Raw genomic sequence first — 24,094 nt, forward strand, 5'->3', positions numbered from 1 at the left:
AGAGTTTCACCGAATCCTTTGACGACTTTTTTTCCTTGAAATTTTCAGGGGGGTGTTTCGTGCGCACTATTTCCGAGCAAGAACAGCGTTCTCTCAAGTCTGCCACCGATGGGGCGTATGCCTTGGCGGGCGGTATCAGCAATATTCTTCCATTTACCCGCGTCGGCACCTCTACGTTGTCAAAGTATGCTTCGTTCAATGATGAGCATCACGACAGTTTTATGCCGATTGATGTGGTGATTGAGGTCGAGCGCAAAGCTCAGACGCCGACAATCATCAGGCAGGCGGCGGCTTTGCTCGGTTTTGAGCTGGTTGCAGCAAAATCCGTCCAGGGTGATGAGCCGCATGCACCGATTACCGAAATGGATGCTCACCGCGTCATGTCTGAAACGATGGATGTTTCGCGGGCGGTTCTTGCTGCACTCGATGACAATCGCGTCGATGCCGGTGAGCGCAAGCTGATCGCCAAGGAAGTGCGCGAAGCAATGCGCGCCTTGCAGGATTTGCTCAACAAGGTCGAGGCGTAGTCATGGCCTCACTCGCAAATCTCGTTGATCAGTGGATTTCAGTTAATGGTGCGCCGCGCCGTTTCGAGCCGCAGGTGCGCTGTTCGTTTTATTATGCGCGGGATTATCTCGGTGAGTTCGGCATTCGCCTGCATCTGCATGACGGACAATGCAAGATGCTTGAAGGTGGTCGCTGGAAGCGTCTGCGCTGGCCGCAGGTGCTGAAACTGGTTGATGAAAAGCGCGTGTCGCAAGGCTTGCAGCCTTTTCAGGCGGTGCGCCAATGATCAGGCGATTGCTTTCAAACGATTTTCTTATCCCTGTCATCGTCGCTGTCATGATCAATCTGGCGGCGGCTTCTCCGTTTTTTATTGCTATTTATCTCGCGGAAAGGCGCTGACATGGATGCACCTGTCCAGATCAAAGTTGCCGATATTGATGTGAGCGACCGCTTGCGTGAAGTCGATACAGGCAAGGTTGAAGCTCTTAAGCAGTCGTTTGCCGAATTGGGCATGCGTACGCCGATTACAGTCCGTATCAATGATGGTGGCGCTTTGCCGTTTGCTTTGTCGGCGGGCGCGCATCGGCTGGAAACGGCCATCCAGCTTGGCTGGGATGAGGTTCCGGCATTCGTTCGAGATGAAAGCAAGCTGGATGCGGAACTGTGGGAGATTGATGAAAATCTTGCACGTTCTGAATTGTCACCCGCTGAACGTGCTGTCTTCACGTTTCGTCGTAAAGAACTGTATCTGCTCAAATATCCAGATACGCAGCATGGTGGCGACAGGAAATCAAGTCGCCAAGTTGGCGACTTGATCGACCGTCAGGAGCGGCGCAGTTTTGTCGCGGCGACGGCTGAACTGACAGGTAAAACCGAGCGCTCTATCCAGCGCGATGCTGAGCGTGGCGAAAAGATTTGTGAAGTGGCTATGCGCAAGCTGCGCGGCACGCGTCTTGATAATGGCGTTACGCTCGACCGGCTCAAAAAGCTGCCAAACGATCTGGCGCAGATAGCTTTTGTCGAGGGTGCACTTGCCGACGAAAAACGCATCAGGGGCGAAAGCAAGGAAATCCGCGCGCAGCAACAGAAGGTCAAACATGCAGTTCGTTTGATCGAAATGAAGATTATTGCGGATCGTGGTGTCGCCACGGCACCGGCTGAGCTGGGGCGCGTTTATCCGATCTATTATTTTGATGCGCCGTGGCAGTTTGGTGTTCATTCCGAAGTGACAGGGCGCGAAAAGAGCGCAGAAAATCATTATCCGACTATGCTGACAGATGACATTGTCGCTCTCCTGTCGGGGCTGATTGGCGGCACCAATCCTGCGGTGTGCTTTGCGTGGGCAACCAATCCGATGTTGCCAGATGCCTTGCGAGTGCTGGATGCCTGTGGCTTCACCTATGTTCATCACTGGATCTGGGACAAGGAAGTCGCCGGAACCGGATATTGGGGCCGTGACCGCCACGAGCTGCTGCTGATCGGTCGGCGCGGCGATGTCGCGGCACCTTTGCGCGGCTCACAGCCTGAAACCGTGCATCGCGAACGCAAGGGAAAGCATTCTGCAAAGCCTGCATTCTTCGCGGAACAAATCGAGCGGCTTTATCCCGATCTTCCAAAACTCGAACTGTTTTGCCGCAATCCGCGTCCGGGCTGGGATGCATGGGGCTTTGAAGCTGCGGGGAGGGTTGCGGAATGACCGACACCATGCTCCCCATTTTGCGCGCCATGCACGATGCCGGAAACGACGCCGAACGCGCTGAAATCCTTCTGACGTGCCCGATTTCAATCATGTTGAAATACCGGCAGGTGCTGGAAACATCGTGCGAGCGGCACGGATTTGACGCTGGAAGTGAATATCTCACATGTTTTTACGCTGCCATGCACGAAACGCGCCATCGCGGCGCGCTCAAAGGTGCTGCGCTCAAACATGCGCAGGGTCATCTGCTGTTGCTTTGTGGAGCGGTGTCGCCATGAGCGCAGAGGGTATCGAACTTCGCCGCATCCGGGAAAAACTGGCAGCGCTAAACGGCGACGACTGGCAGCTTTGCTGCGAGGGTGGCGTATCATTTGTCGAAGCAAAAACGCGCCACGGCGAACTCAATAAGGTCTGCACGTTTCACCCTGGCGCAACGCCAGATGAGATTGACATGGTTGTCGGTGCGCCAAGCATGGCGGCATTTATGCTTGATCTGGTGGATCGCGCGATTGTCGCTGTACGGCAGGCCTCACCACGGCAGGGCGCGCCACGGCAGAGCCGTCAGTACAAGCCTCGTGACTTTGCGGCAGAGGCTTCAATGAAGTGCGATGACCCTGTTTTCAAGGCGTTTCTTGAAGAGCGGCACGGCCTTGAACGGCCATTAACATCGGATCGCGCGGCGCAACGGCTGCGCTCGATCCTCAATATTAGATCCAGAAAAGAACTGAACGAAAGCAGCGATGCCGCCGAACGCTGGCGTGATTTGCGCGGTGCTTTCGAAGCATGGAAGAGGGCGGGGCGATGAGCATCACTGTGATGTCGCAGATTTTTAAGAAACAGATGGGGTCGTCGAGCCGCAAGATGCTTGCTGTTCGCTTGGCGGATTTTGCGGACGACAACGGGCGCGGAATATGGCCGTCTGTGAACACGCTGGCGCGTGAAACTGACCTGTCAGAGCGCACCGTGCAGCGGCTTTTGCGCGACTTTGTGGAAGAGGGGCTGCTTGTCGTGGTTTCCGCTGCCAGTGGTCGTCCGGGTGAGGCCACGCGCTATGATTTCAATATGCGCACGTTGATGGGTCTGCGGGATGCGAAAGCGCCTATCGACGGGTGTCATGGTGTCACCGGTGACACGGTGTCACCCGTGACATTGGCGGCAGAGACGGGTGACATTGACGACGCAGACGGGTGTCATGGTGTCACCCGAACCGTCATAGAACCTTCAGATAAACCTTCATCTGAGAGAGAGCGCGAGAGTGAGCATGAAGGGAAAGAAAACCGTAAGTCCATCGAGCGGGCTTTCAAGAAGGCTTTCCATGCTTGGCCAACTGCTGTCACTGATAGCGAGCCTGATGCATTCCGGATCTGGAATACACTCACTGCTGAGGAACGCTTGGCAGCTTCGGAAGATGCCAGCCGATATGTCGAGGCCGCTAAAGCAACCGGTCGCAAGGTTGTTTGCTCCTATGCGGTCTATCTCCGTGAAAAGCGCTGGGAAAAGCTACCAGTCAAAGCGGCGACGGCGCAATCGCCAGATTCACAATCGGCACCTGCTGCACCGCTGGGGAAGATATGGGGAGCGAGAGTTTATGAACTTTTGCTTGCCGGGCCTTCACGCAGCGTCTCACTCAACGATATCGAGCGCAGCGTAGCCGAAAGCGGTCGCTTCACGGAAGATGAGCTTCTTCTGGAAAAGCAGGCACGCCAAGGGTTTCCATCAGTGAATGAGCTTTTTGAGCGCGCATCCAATCGCCGGGGTGCTCTCGTTCCATCGCGCTTGCAGGCAATCAAGGATTTGCTCGTACAGGTTCGCATTGGTGGCGACGAATGGACAGCTTGGGAAGTGTTTCACAAACAGCGCGGTTGGCCTTGGCTGTTGAACACGGGCACCGCTGAGTGGGCCTATTTCCCGGCTGGTGGCCCCGATGGATTAAACGGTTTCGAGATCGCTTTGAGGGGATTGGGTGAATATGATGGCAATTGATCAACGTCAGATCGACACGGCAATAGCATCAATGCCCAGTGAGGCGCATTGCAGGGCGATTGATAAGGTGCTTGCGGAGCGTCGTCGCATCGCTCGTTTAAGGTCTGTGGCTGCGAATCGCGTAAGCGATGATTCTCCATGGCTTGTACTTCAAGTCGCATCAGGACGTGAATTTGTGGTTCGCGATGCACTATCAGGCGAAAATATTGAGGTGCTTGTCCCCATGAAAATGGGGCCGAAAGTTCGCAGGCAGGGGCGTGAGATACCGGCTAAAATTCAGCCTGTTATGAATGGATATGTGCTGGTCAGGTGCGCGGTCTCTAATGAATGCATCGCGGGGCTTTTAAGTTTTGACGGCGTGGTAACGGTGCTTGGTGGATATGAAACTCCATTTCTGGTGAGCGCTGAAAAAGTTATTCTTTTCAAGGTGAAAGCCGAAGGCGGTAAATATGATCATGAACATTTTCACCGCAAGTTTGTCGGTGTGAAGTGGGTGCGGATTTCAGACGGACCATTCGCAGGAAGTCGTGCTGAACTGGTTTCAGGAGGATCTAAGGGCAATGGTCTGGTTGTGGTTGAGGTCTCAGTCATGGGGCGGTCTGTAGCAATGACTTTGCCTATTGCAATTCTCGAACCTCTGTGAGCTTAATCCGATCACTGGACAATCCGGTTTAGATAGTGATCCTCGATACACGGTAACACGTGGGGACAAGTTCCTGAGGTGGCCACGCTCGGACCCAGCCCTGACAGTCTCAATGACGAGACACCGATTCAGGGCCAGTGCGTAAGCTATGTCTGCAATTCACCAATCACACTGAGCGCCCTTTGAGGCGCTCTTTCTGCTTTCTATAGAGGCTGATCATGGCGACCATCACTGCGCATTGGGCTGACAAGCACCTGTCTCTGTTTGGTAGCAGGCTCGATCAGATGAACTCTCGCTTTCCAAAAGTGTTGCCACGTATCGTCAATCAGGTTGGCAACAGGGCAAAGACGCAAGTTATCCGGGCGCTGACAAAGCAGACCGGATTGCAGCGCAAGGTTATCGTGAAGGCGATTGGTGATCCGGGTGTCGCAAGGCCGGGCAAGCTTTCCTATGACATGGTAACGCGAGGCGGTAACATCCGTCTGAAATACCTGTCACCAAAAGAAACCCGCAAGGGTGTCTCGGCCAAACCGTTCGGACAGCGTAAGGTTTTCGCAGGTTCGTTTATGAAGGGCGGCAAATTTCCCAATCGTCAGGTGGTGCCAAAGTTTAACGGTCACGTTTTCCAACGCATAGATAAGGCAGGCAAGAGACTGACTTACACCCGCTCGGACGTTCGCATCCCATGGGAAATGACGACAGGTTCAACGAAGGCTGCATTCGAACGCACAGCATCGCCATTGCTTCAACAGCGTGTCGACGCAGTAATTAAGAAGCTGTTGCCATAGAACAACGTCGATCTAACCATGTAAGACATTGAAAACATTATCTTTTAATGGATTTTTGATCGAAAAGCGCCTTCGACCCTGACCCCACCCCCTCCATTGGGTCCTTTCCCCGGTCTGGCAGGCTTGCGGGTGAGCGCGACTGCGGGATTTCAGCCTGTGTAATATTTCATAGGGGGATTCCCCCGCCATTTGGATGGAATCGGAATCAGATGGCTAAAGGCTATTCGGATGAGCTCCGGCAACAGGTGATTGCCTTCATCAATGAAGGCAACACAGTCCGTCAGGCGGCTGAGAAATTCGGTGTCAGCCCCAGCTTTGCGGCGAAAGTACATAAAAAACACGCAGACCAGCCTGAAGCGCCATTGTTTACCGCTGATCTGGTTACAGAAGCTGATCAAAATGCGGAAGATGATGGCAGTGTGACAGCCTTGGAGCTTGCCGAAATGATCGGCGTCTCGAAGCGGGCAATCTCTGATTATGCCGAACGTGGAATCATCGTGAAGACAGGGCGGAATCGCTTCGACTTTCGCAAGTCGGTCCAAGGCTACTGCGAGCATATTCGAACAATGGCAGCTGGGCGCGGCGGTGAAAATGTCGATGTGCTGGCAACCGAACGAGCACGCCTTGCACGTGAGCAGGCCGATCAGGCTGCTATGAAAAACGCCGCGATGCGCAAGGAACTGATCATGGTCGCAGAAGTCCGGCACGAGTGGGTGTCCATCGCTCGCCGGATTCGAAACGTTGTCATGTCTGTTCCTTCGCGATGCCGACAGATGCTGCCACATCTCACAACTTACGATGTTGATTTGATCGATACGGAAATTCGAGCAGCGTTAGCGGAGCTTGGCGATAAGGACGATGACAGCGGCTCTGATGACATTGCGACAAGCAGTTTGGGAGGCGTTGACGCCTCCGCCCAAACTGAAGCTGTCGGACTGGATCGAGAAGACAGTTTACCTTCCTGAAGGTGTTTCATCGCTTACAGGTCGGGTGCGTCTGTGGCCTCCGCAGCGAGAGATTGCTGACACCATCGGCGACAGCGCAATCGAGCGGGTGACGCTGGTAAAGCCGGTTCGTGTCGGTTTCACCACGCTGCTCACAAGTGCGATGGCAAGTTTCTGTTCGAATGATCCTTCGCCGATCCTGTCACTGCTACCGACTGAGGCGGACTGCCGCGATTATATGGTTTCGGATGTTGAGCCGATCTTTGACGCTTCACCGGATCTGCATGGGTTGCTGACTGGTGACGTCGACGAGGGCGGGCGAAACACACTTCTTTCCCGGCGCTTTCCGGGTGGCTTTCTGAAAGTCATTGCTGCCAAAGCACCGCGCAACCTTCGTCGTCACAATGTCCGCATCCTCTTTATCGATGAGGCGGACGGCATGTCGGCAACGAAGGAAGGTTCGCCGATCCTTCTAGCAGAACGTCGAACATTATCATTTGCGGATCGCAAGATCGTAATGGGATCGACGCCGGTCTACGAGGAAACCAGCCATGTGCTGCAAGCCTACAAGGATTCGGATCAGCGTATATATGAGGTGCCTTGCCCTGAGTGCGGGCATTTTCATGAGATCCAATGGTCAGACATTCAATGGCCGGAAGGTGAGCCGGAAAAGGCCTATTATGTTTGCCGCGAGTGTGGCTCTCTTGTCGACGAACGCCATAAGCCGGGAATGGTTACGAATGGCAGATGGCGGTCACTTAAGCCCGATGTGAAAGATCATGCCGGGTTTCGGATGAACGCTCTGATTTCGCTTCTGCCGAATGCGTCATGGGGGCGTCTGGCGAAGGAATTTGTTAGCGCGAAGAATGATCCTTCGAAGCTGCAAACCTTCATCAATACGATCCTAGCGCAAGGTTGGAAAGAAAACACCGACGAACTGGACGATATCGAGCTTGCAAGTCGGGGTGAAGACTTCAGTCTCGTGGCGGAAGCAGCTGAGGACGAGAGCGAAACGGGCACCACGGGTATCCCGATCCAAGTTCTGATCATCACAGCGGGTGTTGACGTGCAGGATGATCGTTTGGAAATCACTTTCATTGGCTGGGACAAAGACGGCATTCCTTACGCGCTCGGACACGAAGTGATCTGGGGTCGCTATGACGATCACACGACGTGGTCGGAATTGGATATCGCTCTCGGCACACAGTGGGATCATCCGCTTGGCGGCAAGATCAAGGTCGACGCAACCTGCATAGATAGCTCGGATGGCGAGACGATGGAAACTGTCTATCGTTACGCGTTCCCGCGTTTTCGCAGGCGCGTGTTTGCGATCAAGGGTGTCGGCGGTAACAGGCCGTGGATTGAGAAATCCAAGTCGACAGTCAAAGGCGGCAAGCTGTTTATCGTCGGTGTCGATGGTATCAAAAGCCATATCTTTGGTCGCTTGGCGCGTGCCAGTTCCATGCGCTTTTCGAAGGCTCTGCCGGATGTCTGGTTTGAGCAGCTCGTGGGCGAGCAGCTGGTTGTTAAATACTCACGCGGTCAAACCATACGGCAATTTGTACCGGTACCTGGTCGACGACATGAGGCGCTAGACTGCACAGTTTACGCCTTTGCAGCGCGACAAATGGTCAATGCCAACTGGGCGCATCGTGAGGGCGAACTTTCTACGCCACCTGAAACCAAAAGGGTTTCAAACATACCAGAAATCGCACCTTCGGAGTGGTTATAGCCATGGCGACCTTGGACGATCAAATTGCGGCGCTCGAAGATGCGATTGCTACGGGCGCAAAGAAGGTAATTTTCCATTCGGGCGGCACGCGCCGCGAGGTGGAATATCATTCCCTTAAAGATATGCGAGAGGCGCTTGCGGATCTCAGATCCCGCAGACAGGGTCGTTCGCGCATCATACTGGCGGCGTTAGACTGATGAGCATCACCAATATCCTTGATAAAGCAATCGGCTATGTCTCGCCGCAGGCTGGCTTGCGGCGGGTGCAGCAGCGTGCCGCTATGGAAATTGCACAGCGCAGTTACACCGGGGCTGAAACAAGTCGGCTAAAATCTGGCAGGCGTGCGAAGTCGACTTCGGCTGACGCTGAAATCACGCGGGCTGGAAGAGTGCTTCGGGACCGCATGCGCGATCTTGTGCGCAACAATCCTTATGCTGCGAAGGCTGTTTCAGAACTTGTCAGCCATGCGATTGGCGACGGGATCATTCCGCGCTCTAAGAACAAGAAGGCAATCAAGCTTTTCCAAGAGTGGAGCAAAGTTTGTGATGCTGATGGCGATCTTGATTTTAATGGCATGGTCGCTCTGACTGTCCGTGAGATGTTTGAAAGCGGCAATGGCATAATTCGCCGTCGCCGCCGCAGACTGGAAGATGGTTTGCCAGTTCCGCTGCAATTGCAGGTTCTGGAATCCGACCTGATCGACACCACGAAAGAAGGTGTGCTTTCAGGGGGCGGTAAAACCATCCAAGGTATTGAGTTTGACGCCATCGGACGCAAGCGCGCTTATTGGATGTTCGGATCTCATCCCGGAAACAGCTTCTTCGATCCCCAGTCGACCATCGTTTCCAAGCCAGTTCCCGCCGCTGACATTGCTCATGTTTTCGAAAAGCAGCGTACACAGGTGATGGGGGTGCCTTGGGGTACACCTGCAATGGCAGATACGTTTGATCTGGCTGAATATGAACAAGCGGAACTTGTTCGCAAACGGTTGGAAGCTTGCCTTGTCGGCGTGATGACTGGTGGGGATGCCGATGACAATATCGGGATGCCAATACCTGGCGAAGATGGAACCGGGCAAAAGCCGGGGATCTATAACACGCGAGGGCAGCGGGTCGAAAAATTCGAGCCGGGCATGTTCTATAATGCAGTGGGTGGTCGCGATATGAAGTTTTCGCAGCCTGCCGTCACTGACAGTTATGATCCCTACAAAACTTCAATGTTGCATACTATTTCGGCTGGCTGGCGCGTGCCATTTGCCATCATGACCGGACGGCTCGACAAGGTGAATTACTCGTCGAGCAAGATCGGGCTGGAAGGCTTCAGACGCCTGATATCGATGGTGCAATGGCAGATGATCATTCCGATGCTCTTGCAACCTATTTGGGACTGGTTTTGCGAAGCTGCATATCTGGCTGGCAAACTCACTACACCAACTGTTGCCGTCGAATGGTCGCCACCGCGCTTTTATTCAGCAGATCCTCTGAAAGACGTGAATGCGCGCATCAAAGAAGTCCGTGCCGGTTTCCGTTCCCTTTCGTCAGCGATTGCTGAGACGGGCGAAGATCCGGACGATGTTCTAGATGAAATCAAGTCCGACAACGCCAAGCTCGATAAGCGCAAAATCGTTCTTGATAGTGATCCCCGGCGCATCTCGCAGGCCGGGCAGACGCAACAGCGTTCGGATGATGAACCTCCTGATGAGGACGAAAACAATGACGAAACTTAGTATGCGTAAGGTACCGGATAGTCTGCCGATGCAGATGCAGGAAGTTCGCTTGCTGCCATCCGGTATCAATGTCGAAACCCGAACGGTTGACCTTGTCTGGACAAAGGGCGCGACGGTACGGCGCCGCCGCTATGTGGGTTGGGATACGGTCGTTCCCTTCGATGAGGTCCTCGTTGTCAGTGACAAAGCGATTGATCTCAAGCGCATGAATGCGGGCGCTCCGGTTCTCGATAGTCATTCGTCGTGGTCGACATTTTCACAAGTCGCAGTAGTTGAGCGGGCTTGGATTGAAGGCGGCGAAGGGAAGGCGACGGTTCGTTTTCCGAAAGCCGGTATTGATGAGCGTGCTGACCGTATGTTTGGACTCGTCTCTGACGGCATCATCAAGAACGTGTCAGTTGGCTATTCCATTGACAAAATCCGTGTCGAGGAAGCTCAGAAAAAAGGCGATGTCGAAAAGGTCATTGTCGAGCGCTGGACGCCGAATGAAATTTCCTTTGTGACAATCCCCGCAGATCCTGATGCGCAGGTTCGCTCGCAGGCTGGCACATTCCCGCTTTCATACGAGGGCGCAAGCTTTTCGAGTGCAGCAGCTGCCGCACGTATGAGAATGGCGGAAGCCGTTCGCCGCATCGGCTGAAATTTCACGACAATTTATCAGTTTGCCGCCTGCAACTCCGGGGTTGCAGGGCGACGGCGCTTGTTTTGCCCGGTACTTAGAAGGAAGCGCACACCATGAAAAAGGGTGCTCACATTTTCGCGACCGTCGCCGCAATCTTCTGCGTCGGTCTGGCATTTGCAATCGTTTCGGCAGATCCGTCACATGCAGCAACCTTGGATTATGGCCTGCTTTCCAAGTCTGCGGGTCTGCATCATGTCTTTGAGGCATCCCCGGTGCTTTTGGGCCTGCGAGCGCAGCTTGCGGATATTACAACGCGAGCTGAAGCCAAGCGGGCTGAAATCACCGACGATATGGATGAAGCGGCAGTTCGCGCAATCGAAACCGCTCACGCTGCGATCTTGGCTGAAGCCGTTCCGGTACAAGCTGATATTGCCCGCCTAGAAAACGAACAGCGCAACGCACCGCCTGTCACAACTGATCCGCAGACTGTCGCCGCCGAAGCTGTCCGCGCAGAACGTGAACGTTCTAACGCGATTGAAGAACTGGCCTCACGTTCTGGTTTTGCTGACTTTGGCCGTGAACATGTCCGCTCCGGTACAACTGTCGATGCTTTCCGCAGTTTGTTGCTTGATCACATGGTCAGCAATGAGCGGAACGCGCCAACCGACAGCCGTGTCAACGTAATCCGTGATGAAGGCGATACCCGCCGTTCTGCACAGATTGAAGCTCTTGCCTATGGTCTTGGCGCACCAACGCCGGACGCCGGTCCATCACAGGCTGCTCGGCAGTTTATGGGTATGGGCCTTGTGGATCTCGCGGCTGAAAGCGTGAACTATCGCGGTCGCCGCATGATGAATGCTCGCGACATCGACGATGTATTCACCCGTGCATCGCATTCAACGTCGGACTTCCCTGTAATCTTCGAAGGCGCTGTCAATCGAACGCTGGAACAACGTTACGCATTGGCCCAGCCGACATTCAAGCGATTTGCGCGTAAGCGTAATTTCCGCGACTTCCGTCCAGATACCACCGTCAAGGTCGGCGATTTCCCGCTTCTGAAAAAGGTGCTGGAAAACGGCGAGATCAAGTATGGCTCGTTCGGTGAAGGCAAAGAGCAGGTGCAGGCATTCAGCTATGCGATTGCGCTCAACATCAGCCGTCAGATGCTTATCAACGATGATCTCGGCGCAATCTCGGAACTGCTGACAAGTTATGGCGCGTCGGTGGCTTTGTTCGAGGAAGTTACCTTCTATGCAGGTGCCTTCAACGGCAACCTTGCCGACGGCAAGACGGTCTATCATGCCGAACACAAGAACCTTGCCGGAACCGCTTCTGCCATCACAGTTGATGCCGTCGGCGAAGGTCGTAAGGCGATGAGCAAGCAAAAGAGCATTGATGGTAATCCACTGCTTTCGAACGCTGCTCGCATCATGCTGGTTGGTCCGGACAAGCTAACCGAAGCTGAAAAGTTCCTTGCTTCGATCACGCCTGCAACCGTTGCGACCGTCAATATTTTCTCCGGTAAATTCGAACTCATCGAAACCAATCAGATCGAAGGCAATGCCTGGCATCTGCTTGCAGATCCTGCATCCGGTTCAAATTATCGCTGGGGCTATCTGGAAGGCTATGAAGCCCCACGTGTCCGCATGGATGAGCCTTTCGGACGGCAGGGTTTCAGTATGTCGGTTGAACATGACTTCGGTTGTGGCGCTACCGACTATCGCTTCGGCTACAAGAACGCTGGGGCTTAATCGAACATCGGCGGATATCATTGATCCGCCATTCCTCCCGTTTCGATATTCAGAAGGGTTATTCCCATGAAAAACTATATCCAGCCCGGCAAGACGATCACCGTTCCTGCACCTGCGGATGTGAAGTCTGGCGATCTCGTCGTTGTCGGCGACCTGTTTGGAGTTGCTGAGTTTTCAGCCGCAGAAGGCGATCCGGTTGAAATTGCTACCGATGGTGTCTTTGAATTGCCAAAGGTTGCAGCACAGGCTTGGACCGTTGGTGCCAAAGTCTATTACATCGCAGCAGATAAGGTTCTGACGACGGCTGCATCGGGCAATACCTTCATCGGTCACGCAACTGAACCGGTTGCCAATCCGTCCGGATCTGGCGCTGTTCGCCTGTCGGTGTAAACAGACATGGTGAACTGGCGTAAACTTGAAGCTAAGGTCGATCAGAAGATCGGCCAAAGCTACGGCGAGTCAGTTCGCCTGTCTTTCTTAAAAGGGCAGGTTGCTGATGCGTCCCGGCCCATGATTGATGTCAATGCCGTTCTGCATGTCGGTGGCGACGACTCTCACGCTCCCGGTCCTACCGGCACGTATCGCTCCCGCTTGTCATTGGGTGAAGCTGAGCTGTTTCTTGATCGCTCGACCTATACCGGCTCGATGCCGCAAGAGGGGGACAAAGTTCGCGCCAATGATCGGGACGGAGAGCCATGGTTTGAAGTGGCTGCGGTTTCTGATCGCTATAGCAATCTCATCGTTTTGAAGCTGGGGCAGTCCTGATGTCTGTTGGCCGTATCGCTCTGCGCATTGCGACGATTGAAGCTTTGCGCGGCAACACATCCGTTGAAGGCAATGTGCTGGATAGTGAAATCGGATCGCTTGATGTAGCCGCAGACGAAAGTCTGCGCACCAATCAAGAGAAACCATTCATCTCAGTCTACACCGACAGCGCAAAAATCGACGATCTAAGCAGTGGTCGCAGACTTTGGATAAACGGCCTCACGGAACTGCTGATTGAAACGGGCATTGCAGCGTCAATGACGGAAACTGATCAGGAGACCGGGGAGAGTACGATTATCGGTGGCATTCCCGCCACCGACTCAGCGTTCGAGCTGTTTCTTGATGTCGTCGACCGGGAGACTGTCACCGCGCTGATGGACCCCGATAATGTCTGGGCCGAGATCTGGCGCGGGCTTGTAAGCAATATTGCGAAGGTCGAACGCAGGCGAACGGCGGATGCAGAAACCGGAACACGGATGGCAGCGCATCAGCAATGCATTCTCTGTGAAATTTTGCCGGATCCGGTTTACGGCGCGTCGATAGCGCCAACGTCACTTTGGCAAAAGCTGCTTAGTCAGATGGCAGAGATCAATCACCCATACCTCGAAACCATACGCAAGCTTCTGGGTCTGGATATGGTGCAGCTGCAATCTACGGAACAGCGTCGGCGGTTCGGTTTGACGCTTGATGAGGCGCGCGCGCTTTGCGATATGCCGCCCATTGAGTTTGAACAAACTGAGCCGAATATCAGCAAGATCGAAATAGAGAAACTCAATGGCTGACGGCTTGGCAGAAATCCTCGTTGAGATGCAGCGGCGGCTTTTCGAAGTCGAGCGCCGTCTCGCCAATCATCGTCGGACCGGCGTCATTGATGAAATCGATCACGGAAAGGGTGTGGCTCGCGTAAAACTGCAGGGCAGCGATCAATCGTTCCGCACTGGTTGGATCCCATGGAAAGAGATTGCTGCAGGTGGCATCTCGACCCATATTCCTCCCACGGTTGGACAGCAAGTCGATGTCATGTCCGAAAGCGGCGATCTGACGGATGCGGTAATTGATTTTTCCACGCATTCTAATGCGAACCCGCGCCCGCACGATGGGCCTGACGCTGTCATCACCAAAGGCGGTGTAAAGCTTTTCATCAGTGACGACACCGTCACGATTGATGCAGCCAATATCACCTTTACAGCTTCTAGCGGAAACTTGGCCTAATGCCCCTAATTGTCAGACTGGGTGACACCGGATCGCATGGCGGGTCGGTGATTTCGTCAGCATCGAAATGGCATTGTGAGGGGAAGCTGATCGCTCGCAAGGGTGATGTTTATTCCTGCCCAATCCACGGACCGAACGCCATTACAGGCGGCTCTGGCAAATATGTTTGCGAGGGCGCGCCAGTAGCAAGACACGGCGATGCGACAGCCTGCGGTGCCTCACTTATCTCGGGTGCGACCAAGTGGTCGTGCGAATAACAAAGGAGAAAACACGATGAATGTCATCGTTAAAGAGAGTGGTTTCTACGGCGGCACCTACTACACCGCCATGGCGAAACCGCAGGATATCCCGGACGCCGTCGCCAAGCAATTCATGTCGCCTTATGGTCATCAGCTTGAAAAACCGGAAGATCGCCAGAAGGTCATTCGCCCAGCCAAGGATTAAGCCATGTCGTCAATCGGCTTTTCGAATGTCGACGGCTCGCTGTTAACGGGCTTTGACCACGTTCGGCAGTCGATTGAAGTGATCCTTAACACGCCGATAGGTTCGCGCGTAATGCGTCGGGATTTCGGGTCCGAGTTGATGGCGTTGATCGACAGGCCGTCGAACGATCAAATCATTCTTTCGATCTATTCAGCCTGCGCGACGGCAATTGCAAAATGGGAGCCGCGCTTTGCTCTCACCGGGATCAGTATCGGGGATTTAACCGTGCAGGGCGCGGTTAGTCTCCAGATAAGCGGCATCTATTACCCAAATGGTCACAAGGGAGATTTCTCAGTGACCGAGGGCGAAACCTCGACGAGCATCACAATAACAAGGACAATGTCATGAGCCGCTTTGTTGCGCCTAATCTGGCTGACCTCGGCGATGTTCCCAGTGTCGTTCCTGTCGACTTCGAAGAAATCAAAGCGTCTCGTGATGATTACCTGGTTGCAGCGCTGGCACGTTTCGGCGTGACTTATGACGTCGTCAAGCTCGAAACCGATCCGATGGTGATCGCGTATTCGGAAGGCGGCGGCTATCAGGAAATGAAGTTTCGTCAGCGGATCAATGAAGCAATTCGCGCGTTATCTCTTGCAACCGCGATTGGCGGGGATCTCGATCATATCGCCGCAACCTACGCCGGGATATCGCGCCTTGTTTACGACAATGATGCGGATGATCAGCCTGAAAACTCGCAGTGGGATGATATTCTCGACAAGTGGGTCGAACACGACAACACTTTTCGCGCCAGAATACTGCTTGCATTTGAGGCTTTCTCGACAGCGGGACCCGAGGGCGCTTACACATTCCATGCGCTTGAGCTCGATGGAAAGCGCGACATTGCTGATGTAGCGGTCTATTCCGAGGAAGATGGCGCGGTCTACACATCTGGACTTCACGCTGACGCGTTTTCTATGGGACTGATCGCAACGCCATTTACGGGGCGGAATACAGGAGATCCCGTGCTTGCACCTGAGATCCTGATTGTCGTCTTGCCGACTATTACCTATGGCGCGGCCAATCAATCACTGATGGACCGGACTTTTACTGCGGTCACTCCGAAGGACGTTCGACCAATTGGTGACAATGTTCGCATCGAACCGGCGACGGTGGTGTCATATAATATCGAGGTGACGTTATATTATGCACCCGGCGTTGATGTTTCTGCCATGGCTGCAGAAGCAAAGCGAAGATTGACAGCTTACGCACAATCGCGCCGTCGTATTGGCCTTGCAGTCCAACGTGAAGTTATCGGCGGACGCGCTGCTATCGATGACAATGTTACTGTCGAGGTGACTTTCCCTGCAGCGGACATTGAGCCGGGGTCGAAGGGTGTCGGTCAAGTAGGCACCATCACCGTCAACACGGTCCAAACTCAAGGGTCATGGCAATGACAGCAGCGGAAGCAATTGATGCTGTCGCTGATCTTGCCCGCTCCATACTTCCACCCAGATCTTCGCCACTCACATTGGCTATTCTGGCTGCGGAACTTGCAAGAATTGCGACGGTTGATCCAACGGTTATAGCAACAATTTGGAACCCTGCTACGTGTCCAAAGATACTGCTGCCATATCTGGCAATGGGTGTTTCCGTGGATGTCTGGTCGGCGGATTGGTCGGAAGAGCAACAGCGGCGCGTGATCGCTGCGTCTCCGATGGTCCACCGCCTTAAGGGTACAAGAGGGGCTGTCGAGCGTGCGCTTGCAGCCTTCGAACTTGAAACTCGCATCGTCGAGTGGTGGGAAGATGGATCCCGGCGCGGCACATTTCGCGTCGAAATCCTCTATCGCAACGGTAGTCCGGTTTTTGATTTGGAAACGCAGGCTTCGGCGATTTCATCTGTGGATGCTGCAAAGCCGAAATCACGAGTCTTTACAACGCGCGCGGTCCTTCAGGCGCGTGGCAGCATTTATCTTAGCGCCTTTGCTCAAACGCATATCGCTGCGATTGCGCACCCGTACGCCTTTGATCCTCCTGTGCTGAGGGCTTCTACTTTCGTCGGCGGCGCGCCCTGTGCGTTTGTTTCTGGCACTGCTCATTACAAGGTTTAGAGAATATGGCTCAAAATTCATTCGCGCTTATGACTAATCTTGGTCGCGCAAAGGAAGCTGCAGCGCTTGCGAACGGCACGGCAGTCGTCATAACGCACATTGCGATTGGCGACGGGACAACCGTGCCGTCGGGCGGGGAAACGGCGCTTTATAATGAGATCGCCCGTAAGGCTATTTCTGGCCATGGCACAGTCGTAGGTGCATCAAATGTCGCCTATTTCGATATCTTCCTCGCCGCTGCTGAAGGTCCGTATACTATACGTGAGGCCGGTCTTTACGATACTGCTGGCGATCTCATCGCAATTGCGAGATATGACCCGCCTATTAACAAGCCGGTGCCGGCTAGCGGGCAGACTGTCGAGGGCACTGTTCGTCTCGAAGTGGCGTTTTCGAACCTCGCTAATGTGACAATTGTTGTCGACCCATCTTTTACGATTCCGTTACAGCGTCTCTCACGTTTGCCATGGATCCCAATCTTATCGATGAGCATAACCGCTCCGCCTGCATCGCCAGCAATCGGCGACGCTTACCTTATCCCGATAGGGGCGACAGGGGCTTGGGCGGGGCAATCAGGCAAGATAGCTGAATTTACGACCGCTGGATGGGGGATTATTACGCCGCCAGATGGTCACGGCGTAAGTTTGCCTGACGGTAGAGTTTTCGAAAGGATTGGAGCGGGATACTCGGAAAAATTAGCCCTCGACGCACAGTCGGGTAAATGGAATTACGTCGTGGCTGGCGGAACGGCCAATGTCCTGACTGCCGCGCTTTCCCCTGTCCCGTCTGCCTACGCGAATGGCATGCTGGTTTTGGTCGGAGTTGTCACAACATCCACAAGCACGACTCCAACTTTGAATTTGAACGGCTTGGGTGCCAGATCTATCGTCAATCCTGATGGATCCGCTCTTACGGCTGGCGCGCTAGTCGGAGGAGCTAAGCAACTCGTCGCCTTTGACAGCACATTAAACAAATTCATTCTCATGACGCCAGCTAACACCGGGGTCAAATTAGGGAGTAGCTGGATAAGGCACTCTGACGGCACCTACGAAGCGTGGGGAGTGGTAACTTTTCCCGGAACAACAACCCAGCTTGATGTGACGCTTCCTATTACTTTTCCGACAAGCGTGGATAGCGTTCTTGTGACAGATGTTGGCTCATCCGTTTTTGTAGGGGCTGCCAATGCTCTCAGCACTTCACAGATCCGCTGCTGGACCACGCCTTATTTTGTCAACAACACCGGCTCCATTTCTCAAAAAAACGGCTCGGTCCTACTCTGGTACCGTGCGTGGGGTAAATAATTATGGCTATCTTTTTCTCTCCATCTGGTCCGGCTTTCTACGACGACGCTATTCCGACTTCAGTGCCGGACGATGCAATAAAGGTCACTGAATCCGAACGCGACGCGCTCTTGAATGCCATAAACAGCGGGGGTTCTTTCGAGGTCGTCGGTGGCAAGCCGAGGCCAGTTGCTTATTCAGGCCCTGATTTGATGGAGATCAGAATCGCCCTGAAGCGGCAAGTTGACGTTGACGCCGAGACGGAACGATTGAAATACATTACTCCCGGCAACGGGCAGACAATGACATATCAGCAGAAAGTCACAGAGGCGCAGGCGTTCAAAGTTGCCGCGAGTCCGGTTGAAGCGGACTATCCAATCCTGTCTTCAGAAGTTGGCATTACTGCTGAAACGCTTGGCGAGGTTGCTGATATAGTTCTTGCAGCCTTCGCTCAATGGCAGCAAATCGGTGCCGCTATCGAAAGTATCCGCCTGGGCGCCAAGCGTGACATCGATGCGGCGCAAGATGAAGCCGCAGTACGCGCAGTCGTTAATGCAATCGTGTGGCCACACCCGGCGCTCTGAGTTCCTCTGAACATTTAATTCCAGAAAACCTGACCTAGTGAGGTCTTAATCAAGGAGTGCCGCAATGGCATCTGTGTCCTTTCATCATGGCACGCGTGTATTCGAAAGTGCTGAAACCCCTCTTCTCGTTCGTATCGGTCGCACGGCTGTCATCGGATTGATTGGCACCGCACCTGATGCTGATGTTTTGGCTTTTCCTCTAAATAAGCCAGTGCAGATCTTGCGCGCGCAGGATGCGAATGCGCTTGGTGACGACGGTACGCTTAAATCAGCTATTGATAGCATCTTCGATCAAGTGGGTTGCCCCATCATTGTTGTACGTGTTGAGGCTGGCGCTACTACCGCTGAAACATGGGCTGCATTGATCGGCGATCAAACGGCCTTCACAGGCGTTCATGCATTCCGACGCGCTTCATCCGATGGCCTTTACAAGCCTAAACTCCTGATTGCTCCCGGCTTCACACAGTCTGCTGCTGCGGATGGTATTGCTTCTGTTAATGTTACAGTCGGTGGCAGCGGCTATGAAGCGGACACGACAACTGTTGCAATCACCGGTACTGGATCCGGCGCTGAGGCTGAGGCCATTGTTGCAGAAGGTGCAATTACCGGCATTATTATCCGCAAAGCGGGTTACGGCTACACTGGCACGCCTACAGTTACGATCACTGGAAAGGCTGGATCAAAAGACGCGGCTGCGACTGCCAACATCGGATCTGTTATGAACCCGGTCGTTGCTGAACTGGCAGGTGTTGCAGAAAAGCTGAAAGCTCTAGCCTACGTCGATGGTCCCGACACAACCGATCATGCGGCGGTACAATATCGCGGACTGATCAATTCAGGACGCATCGCAATTTGCGATCCAAAGGTACTGAAGTTCGATACAACGCTTGAAGCAAATGTGCCGTCGCCGTCCTCGCCAATCTTCGCTGCACGTCAGGCAAAGATGGATCTAGAACAAGGTTTCTGGTGGGCCGGTTCAAATGTCGCTGTTTCAGGCATCGTCGGTGTCAATCGACCGATCGAATATGGCGATCAGTCCAATTACCTCAATGAAAACCGTATCAATACGATTGTTAATATCGATAACACGGGGTTCCGACTCTGGGGTGTTTGGACATGTGCTGCAGAGACGCTCTGGCAGTTCATTCCGGTTCGTCGAACTGCTGATGCGATCAATGAAGCGCTTGAAAAGGCCTATCTCGAATTCGTCGATAAGCCATTCTCCAAGGCCAATCTCAAATTCATGGTCGAAGGCGGTCGCGCGTTCATGCGCCAGATGGAAGCTGAAGGGGCGATCCTGCCTGGCCATGATTGCTGGCTGCTCGACAGCAACACTGAAGGCGATATGGTGCAAGGTATTATCAAGCTCGGCGTGAAGTTCGAGCCGCCTGCACCGATGGTTGATATTCGCATCACTGCGCACCGCAATGTGGCGAGTTACACGCTTCTACTCAATCAGGTCGCACAGCAGATCTCGTCTGGCACGACCGGCTAACTCCCGGTCACCGACCTCTCACACAATCTCAACGTTGATAAAGGGTTAGGCTCATGTCTGACATGCCACGTTATATTCTGCGCGACTGCACAATCTTTGCTGATCGCGTCTCCAAGATCGGGCAGGCGAGTGAAATCACGCTTCCTGTTCCGACTGAAAAAGTTGAAGAACTTCGCAATGCTGGAATGGTTATGCCTATCGACGTTCCGATGGGCTATGAGAAAATGGAAGCCAGTTTCAAGCTTTCAGGTTTCGACCCGCAGGTGATCGTGCTGTTTGGTCTCGAAGTGGGTGCCGAACGTGAGTTCATGGTGACCGGCGCGCTCGTGCATGAGGATGGGACTGTCGTTAATGCGACCGCCTACATCCGGGGTCGCCTTATCAAGAACGATCATGGCGGTTGGAAAACCGGCGATATGGCTGAGAACGATCATCAGATCACTCTGCGTTATTACAAGCTCGAAGTTGAGGGCGCGACCCTTATCGAAATGACGCCGTTCGATGTTTCGATCGGCGGCACTTCGCGCACGTCATCCATTCGCGCGGCACTCCTCGCTTAAGTCTGTCCAGCTTCAAAGGTTAGAAAAATGTCGGATACTCAAACGATCAAGCTGTCCAAGGCGTATAAGCTTGGCGGCACCAATATCGAAGAAATTACTATTCGCGAACCTAAGCTCGCGGATCTGATTGTTGTCGAGAATATAGCCAAGGGCGGCGGCAACAATGCTGTCATGGCGTTGATGATCGCGCAGCTTTCTGGTGCAACGCAGCCGGAAGTCACTGAATTGTCGCTGCCTGATTATCAGAAGTGCGCAAAGGTCGTTTCCCCTTTCTTGAATCAGGCCAGTCCGGCTGGCGACGACTGACCGTCTGGCTCTGCCAGAAACTTCACACCCCACTGACGACGTTTCTGGAAATGCCGCCGCAGGAAGCGCTGCGGTGGCGTGATGAAATCTTAGAGCTTGAAAAATTGCAGAGGCGATAATGGCTGTTCTGACTTCAAAACTGATTGTCTCACTCGTCGATCAGATTTCTGGCCCAGCTCGCGGTGCGGCTGCAGCCTTGCGAGGTTTGAGCGGTCACGCAAGCAAAACTACATCCGCCATCATGGGGGCTGGCGGCAATTATTCCGCGGGTGCCTTGGCTCGAAATCTTCTAGCCATCGGCGCGGGATATGTTGGTGTACGGGAAGGCATCGGCGGCACTGTCGGCGCTGCCATGAAGTTCGAGGAAGCTTTTGCAGACGTGCGCAAGGTTGTCGACGGTACGCCTGCGCAGCTGTCGGTTCTTAAGAATGAGATCCTCGAAATGTCGAAAGTCATTCCGACTTCGGCCGAGGGTATCGCAGAGATCGTTGCTGCAGCCGGACAATCGAACATCCCGTATCAGGAACTCGGCAAGTTCACCGAGATGGTCGCTAAGGTCGCCGTTGCCTGGGATGTTTCAGAGCGTGAAACATCGGAGTCGCTGGCGAAGATCAAAACACAGCTCAACATGAATACCGATGAGATCGGACTATACGCCGATGCCATCAATCACCTAAGCAACAATACGGCAGCTACGGCACCGAACTTAGTCGATTTTGCCAAGCGTGTTGCAGCGCAGGGTGACATGTTTGGTTTCACTGCCACGCAGTCACTTGCTTTCGGCGGCGCGATGATTGCAGCTGGTGGCGAAACTGAAGTTGCAGCAACCTCATTCCGCAACATGGGTATGGCCCTTGCTGATGCGGCAAATGCGCCAAAGCGGACGCAGGCTGCGTTTAAGGCCATTGGCGTCAACTCTCAGAAGATCAGCAAGGCCTTTAATAAAGACTCTGTTGGCACGATGCTCGATGTGTTCGAGCGCATAAACAAGCTTCCAGAGCATGAGCGTCTAAGCGCTGCCATCGGCGTATTTGGCCGTGAAGCACGCGCTTTGATGCCGCTCATTAATGATACGCGTGAACTGCGTCGACAGCTCGGCCTTGTGGGAAAGGAAGCGGACTATTCCGGATCTGCGTTTCAGGAGTTCGTCATCCGCGCAGATACCACAGCGAACGTGCTCGATTTGCTTGGCAATAAGTTTCGCGCTCGTGGGATCAAGTACGGTGAAAGCTGGCTTCCGACGCTTAAGCAGTTCTCGTTGGGTGTGAGTGACGTGATTGATACGCTGGATAAGCGTGTCGGTGTTATTGACAATATCCAGATGGCTGTAAGCGGCCTTATGAGCGGTTTCGGTTACGGCGGAACTGGCGGTATGCGCGAGATGATCAACGATCTCGGCGATCTGTTGTTCGGGAAGGCTTTTGACGGTGATGGCACCCAAGTCGATCAGCGCATGACCGATCTTGCCAAGCTTTCGAATAACTTTCGAAAGATTGGCTTGGATCTCAAGGCGTTCGCAACTGACATCGGCGTGGGCAATGTCTCCGGTGCAATGCATAATCTTGGTGAAGCAATAAGCAAGATGTCCGGTTCTGCAACCGTGATCAGCGCTATAGGCATCGCTGCTACTGGTGCAGCAATGATTACCATGGGGAGGGGGATCGCGCGGCTGGCTTTATCACCCTTTGGACGGATAGGGTTGATCGCGGGTACGGCTATAACGCTCATTGATGCCGTAAAAGGAGCTAACAGCATAGGTGAGTTTGCCGACAATTTAGCAAAGTTATCCATGGTTGAGTGGGCAATGATAGCGGGCGGGCTGGTATCTGTTGCTGGGCCGCTATTGAGTTTGAGAAACCTTATCGCTGGCGGAGCTGCGGCAACTGCCGCCACAACCGCCGCAGGAGCAGGTGGCGGTGCCGCTGCGGCGTCGGGAAGTGCAGGCGCAGGGGCAGGAATGCTTAGTCGGATCCTCGGAGCCGGTGGCGGCACAGGTGGGATGGTTGCTAGAGGCGGTCTTTGGGGATTGATTGCCTATGGCTTCTATAAAGGCCTTGAAGCCAAGGGACCCTCGGACCCTCGCTATATTGAGCCTGAATTTTTCGTTCAAAAATCAAACGAAAACAAGTTTATCGATACGGTGAATGGTGACAATACTGAACAACGCAAAGGTGCAGAGCGTGCGCTTCCAGCGGCTCCTTTGCCAAACCAACCGACTCAAACCGTTACGCAGCCGTTTAGTCTTGGAGCAATCTGGGACGCACTGACGGCGCCGTCACCTACAGCTGGGATTGGAAAGCCAGATGGACCGTCGGATGTTCTGTTAGTCGGAACGCCTGCTGTTGCGGTGGCGACGCCTGTGGAAACGCGGCCGAGCGGCGTACAGGATGTTCGCTTGACCAATCCGCCGGAGCGTCCGTCAATCACCAATCACATCACCGTCCATATGACATCCAATGCTTCGCCTGACGCTACCGCTCGTGCGATTGCGGACAAAGTGGCGGCGGCGTCCAATGGCGCATATTCAGACGGGGGTATGTGATGGCTATTCCTATGTGTCTCGGGCCGTTTATGTTTCACTCTCTGCGTTTCGGCTACAAGGGTCTGCGGCGCGACTTATCCACGAAATGGGCAAGTATTAACACTGTAGGCGGACTAAACCGCCTACAGTGGACGGGGGGCGATGAGGATACTTCGTCGATAGAAGGTGTTCTCTTCCCTCACGAATTTGGTGGGCTTGCGGTGTTAGAAGGCCTTCGTGGTGCCGCATCGGCTGGGGCGGTGCTTCCGCTTATTACTTTGGCTGGAAATGTCTACGGTTTGCACGTTGTCGAGGGGGTGACTGAGGATCAAACCTATCACACCAAGCTGGGACAGCCTCGCATGGATGTGTACCGCATACAGCTTAAACGTTATACTGGCGGCGCGTTCTCGCCGGTATCTGTCGTTCAGTCGTTGTTTGGGTGATGA

The 24,094-nt window shown here is 53.9% G+C and carries 30 protein-coding genes; all 30 read left to right on the plus strand.

All coding sequences use genetic code 11. The features are described 5' to 3' along the window. Positions 1-59: 59 nt before the first annotated feature. The 30 genes from OPR82_RS06225 (at position 60) to OPR82_RS06370 (ending at position 24,091) form a co-directional block, all read left to right on the plus strand. Entirely contained in the window at positions 60-527 is a 468-nt protein-coding gene (locus OPR82_RS06225; RefSeq protein ID WP_265983682.1) for a phage regulatory CII family protein, read from the plus strand. A gap of 2 nt (positions 528-529) precedes the next feature. After that, a complete protein-coding gene (locus OPR82_RS06230) occupies positions 530-793 on the plus strand; it encodes a hypothetical protein (protein WP_265983683.1) in 264 nt (87 codons plus the stop codon). A 114-nt stretch (positions 794-907) separates the two neighbouring features. Beyond that, positions 908-2,203 carry an MT-A70 family methyltransferase gene (locus OPR82_RS06235; RefSeq protein WP_265983684.1) on the plus strand — a complete coding sequence of 432 codons (1,296 nt, stop codon included), beginning with the start codon at positions 908-910 and terminating at the stop codon, positions 2,201-2,203. Then, positions 2,200-2,481 (plus strand): hypothetical protein, encoded by a 282-nt coding sequence (locus OPR82_RS06240; RefSeq protein WP_265983685.1) that lies wholly within the window; start codon positions 2,200-2,202, stop codon positions 2,479-2,481. Before OPR82_RS06235 ends, OPR82_RS06240 begins: the two co-directional genes overlap by 4 nt. Then, positions 2,478-3,008: a hypothetical protein gene (locus OPR82_RS06245; protein ID WP_265983686.1), complete on the plus strand. Its 531-nt coding sequence runs from the start codon at positions 2,478-2,480 to the stop codon at positions 3,006-3,008. The genes OPR82_RS06240 and OPR82_RS06245 overlap by 4 nt, the downstream gene beginning before the upstream one ends. Further along, positions 3,005-4,186, plus strand: a complete 1,182-nt coding sequence (locus tag OPR82_RS06250; protein WP_265983687.1) for a helix-turn-helix domain-containing protein — start codon at positions 3,005-3,007, stop codon at positions 4,184-4,186. Before OPR82_RS06245 ends, OPR82_RS06250 begins: the two co-directional genes overlap by 4 nt. Further along, complete coding sequence (gene nusG, locus OPR82_RS06255; RefSeq protein ID WP_265983689.1) at positions 4,173-4,829, plus strand: transcription termination/antitermination protein NusG; 657 nt, start codon at positions 4,173-4,175, stop codon at positions 4,827-4,829. The genes OPR82_RS06250 and nusG overlap by 14 nt, the downstream gene beginning before the upstream one ends. Positions 4,830-5,047: 218 nt before the next feature. Further along, positions 5,048-5,617 carry a hypothetical protein gene (locus OPR82_RS06260; RefSeq protein WP_265983690.1) on the plus strand — a complete coding sequence of 190 codons (570 nt, stop codon included), beginning with the start codon at positions 5,048-5,050 and terminating at the stop codon, positions 5,615-5,617. Between the two features lie 209 nt (positions 5,618-5,826). After that, positions 5,827-6,582, plus strand: a complete 756-nt coding sequence (locus tag OPR82_RS06265) for a MerR family transcriptional regulator (protein WP_265983691.1) — start codon at positions 5,827-5,829, stop codon at positions 6,580-6,582. After that, positions 6,476-8,293, plus strand: a complete 1,818-nt coding sequence (locus OPR82_RS06270) for a phage terminase large subunit family protein (protein ID WP_265983692.1) — start codon at positions 6,476-6,478, stop codon at positions 8,291-8,293. Before OPR82_RS06265 ends, OPR82_RS06270 begins: the two co-directional genes overlap by 107 nt. Positions 8,294-8,295: 2 nt before the next feature. Further along, positions 8,296-8,490 carry a phage head-tail joining protein gene (locus OPR82_RS06275; RefSeq protein ID WP_265983693.1) on the plus strand — a complete coding sequence of 65 codons (195 nt, stop codon included), beginning with the start codon at positions 8,296-8,298 and terminating at the stop codon, positions 8,488-8,490. Continuing rightward, positions 8,490-10,019, plus strand: coding sequence for a phage portal protein (locus tag OPR82_RS06280; RefSeq protein WP_265983694.1), 1,530 nt, complete (start codon positions 8,490-8,492; stop codon positions 10,017-10,019). Before OPR82_RS06275 ends, OPR82_RS06280 begins: the two co-directional genes overlap by 1 nt. Further along, positions 10,006-10,659, plus strand: a complete 654-nt coding sequence (locus OPR82_RS06285; protein ID WP_265983695.1) for an HK97 family phage prohead protease — start codon at positions 10,006-10,008, stop codon at positions 10,657-10,659. Before OPR82_RS06280 ends, OPR82_RS06285 begins: the two co-directional genes overlap by 14 nt. Positions 10,660-10,754: 95 nt before the next feature. Then, positions 10,755-12,392: a phage major capsid protein gene (locus OPR82_RS06290; protein ID WP_265983696.1), complete on the plus strand. Its 1,638-nt coding sequence runs from the start codon at positions 10,755-10,757 to the stop codon at positions 12,390-12,392. Between the two features lie 66 nt (positions 12,393-12,458). Beyond that, positions 12,459-12,782 carry a DUF2190 family protein gene (locus tag OPR82_RS06295; RefSeq protein WP_265983697.1) on the plus strand — a complete coding sequence of 108 codons (324 nt, stop codon included), beginning with the start codon at positions 12,459-12,461 and terminating at the stop codon, positions 12,780-12,782. Between the two features lie 6 nt (positions 12,783-12,788). Continuing rightward, positions 12,789-13,157, plus strand: coding sequence for a hypothetical protein (locus OPR82_RS06300; protein WP_265983698.1), 369 nt, complete (start codon positions 12,789-12,791; stop codon positions 13,155-13,157). After that, on the plus strand, positions 13,157-13,939 hold the full coding sequence (locus OPR82_RS06305) for a hypothetical protein (RefSeq protein ID WP_265983699.1): 783 nt from the start codon (positions 13,157-13,159) through the stop codon (positions 13,937-13,939). Before OPR82_RS06300 ends, OPR82_RS06305 begins: the two co-directional genes overlap by 1 nt. Beyond that, positions 13,932-14,369: a phage baseplate assembly protein V gene (locus OPR82_RS06310; RefSeq protein WP_265983700.1), complete on the plus strand. Its 438-nt coding sequence runs from the start codon at positions 13,932-13,934 to the stop codon at positions 14,367-14,369. The genes OPR82_RS06305 and OPR82_RS06310 overlap by 8 nt, the downstream gene beginning before the upstream one ends. Then, positions 14,369-14,626: a PAAR domain-containing protein gene (locus OPR82_RS06315; protein WP_265983701.1), complete on the plus strand. Its 258-nt coding sequence runs from the start codon at positions 14,369-14,371 to the stop codon at positions 14,624-14,626. Before OPR82_RS06310 ends, OPR82_RS06315 begins: the two co-directional genes overlap by 1 nt. Positions 14,627-14,642: 16 nt before the next feature. After that, positions 14,643-14,813 (plus strand): hypothetical protein, encoded by a 171-nt coding sequence (locus OPR82_RS06320; RefSeq protein ID WP_265983702.1) that lies wholly within the window; start codon positions 14,643-14,645, stop codon positions 14,811-14,813. Between the two features lie 3 nt (positions 14,814-14,816). After that, the gene (locus tag OPR82_RS06325) at positions 14,817-15,200 is read left to right on the plus strand and encodes a GPW/gp25 family protein (RefSeq protein ID WP_265983703.1); all 384 of its coding nucleotides are present in this window, start codon (positions 14,817-14,819) and stop codon (positions 15,198-15,200) included. Next, the gene (locus OPR82_RS06330; RefSeq protein WP_265983704.1) at positions 15,197-16,246 is read left to right on the plus strand and encodes a baseplate assembly protein; all 1,050 of its coding nucleotides are present in this window, start codon (positions 15,197-15,199) and stop codon (positions 16,244-16,246) included. The genes OPR82_RS06325 and OPR82_RS06330 overlap by 4 nt, the downstream gene beginning before the upstream one ends. Next, complete coding sequence (locus tag OPR82_RS06335; protein WP_265983705.1) at positions 16,243-16,902, plus strand: phage tail protein I; 660 nt, start codon at positions 16,243-16,245, stop codon at positions 16,900-16,902. The genes OPR82_RS06330 and OPR82_RS06335 overlap by 4 nt, the downstream gene beginning before the upstream one ends. Positions 16,903-16,907: 5 nt before the next feature. Next, positions 16,908-18,200: a phage tail-collar fiber domain-containing protein gene (locus OPR82_RS06340; protein ID WP_265983706.1), complete on the plus strand. Its 1,293-nt coding sequence runs from the start codon at positions 16,908-16,910 to the stop codon at positions 18,198-18,200. A 2-nt stretch (positions 18,201-18,202) separates the two neighbouring features. Next, complete coding sequence (locus OPR82_RS06345; RefSeq protein WP_265983707.1) at positions 18,203-18,763, plus strand: hypothetical protein; 561 nt, start codon at positions 18,203-18,205, stop codon at positions 18,761-18,763. Positions 18,764-18,827: 64 nt separating this feature from the next. Next, complete coding sequence (locus OPR82_RS06350; protein ID WP_265983708.1) at positions 18,828-20,258, plus strand: phage tail sheath subtilisin-like domain-containing protein; 1,431 nt, start codon at positions 18,828-18,830, stop codon at positions 20,256-20,258. A 53-nt stretch (positions 20,259-20,311) separates the two neighbouring features. Further along, the gene (locus tag OPR82_RS06355; RefSeq protein WP_265983709.1) at positions 20,312-20,818 is read left to right on the plus strand and encodes a phage major tail tube protein; all 507 of its coding nucleotides are present in this window, start codon (positions 20,312-20,314) and stop codon (positions 20,816-20,818) included. A 27-nt stretch (positions 20,819-20,845) separates the two neighbouring features. Next, positions 20,846-21,124, plus strand: coding sequence for a phage tail assembly protein (locus OPR82_RS06360; RefSeq protein ID WP_265983710.1), 279 nt, complete (start codon positions 20,846-20,848; stop codon positions 21,122-21,124). 118 nt (positions 21,125-21,242) lie between these two features. After that, positions 21,243-23,666 carry a phage tail tape measure protein gene (locus tag OPR82_RS06365; protein WP_265983712.1) on the plus strand — a complete coding sequence of 808 codons (2,424 nt, stop codon included), beginning with the start codon at positions 21,243-21,245 and terminating at the stop codon, positions 23,664-23,666. Then, on the plus strand, positions 23,666-24,091 hold the full coding sequence (locus OPR82_RS06370) for a phage tail protein (RefSeq protein ID WP_265983713.1): 426 nt from the start codon (positions 23,666-23,668) through the stop codon (positions 24,089-24,091). The genes OPR82_RS06365 and OPR82_RS06370 overlap by 1 nt, the downstream gene beginning before the upstream one ends. The last annotated feature ends 3 nt before the right edge of the window (positions 24,092-24,094 follow it).

The organism is Ochrobactrum chromiisoli (assembly GCF_026241335.1).
GTDB classification, from domain to species: Bacteria; Pseudomonadota; Alphaproteobacteria; order Rhizobiales; family Rhizobiaceae; genus Brucella; species Brucella chromiisoli.